The sequence below is a fragment of the Vibrio sp. 2134-1 genome (assembly GCF_033339495.1).
In genome coordinates, this window is the sequence record NZ_JAWOUS010000993.1 from 1 (window position 1) to 510 (window position 510).

Annotated in this window: 1 protein-coding gene; it reads left to right on the forward strand. The window is 46.9% G+C overall.

From position 1 onward, the window contains the following. Positions 1 to 510: TonB-dependent siderophore receptor (locus R7R78_RS29655; protein WP_225475034.1), on the forward strand; the 510-nt coding region annotated here is incomplete at both ends.

The window sequence follows — 510 nt, forward strand, 5'->3', positions numbered from 1 at the left end:
GCTACAAAGCTGATACCAACAGTACAGCGATGCGTATGGAAATGACGCAGCTAGAAACTCCGGGACAGGTTGCGGTCATCGACGAAACCGTCATCGATGAGCAACGCGCAAGTACACTAGGTGAAGTGTTACGTAATGACGCGAGTGTAAGCGCAGGTGGAACTAGCCGTAACCGTGAACGTTTCTCGCTACGTGGTTTTGAACTAAGTAGTTCTGATGGCTTCTTACGTGATGGTCGTCAGCACTGGTCACATTACCGTCAGCCAATTGAGCTTTTAGAGCGCGTTGAAGTGCTAAAAGGTCCATCTGGTCTACTTTATGGTAAGTCTGAGCCGGGTGGCTTAGTAAACATGGTTTCTAAGAAACCAACAACACAAACACAGGTAAGCTTGAGCCAAGATATCGGTTCAAACGAACATTCGCGTACCGTACTTGATGTAAGTGGTTCTTTAAATGACGCAGAAACGCTACGTGCTCGCGCTATTTTTGCGAAAGAAAACTACAGCTCTT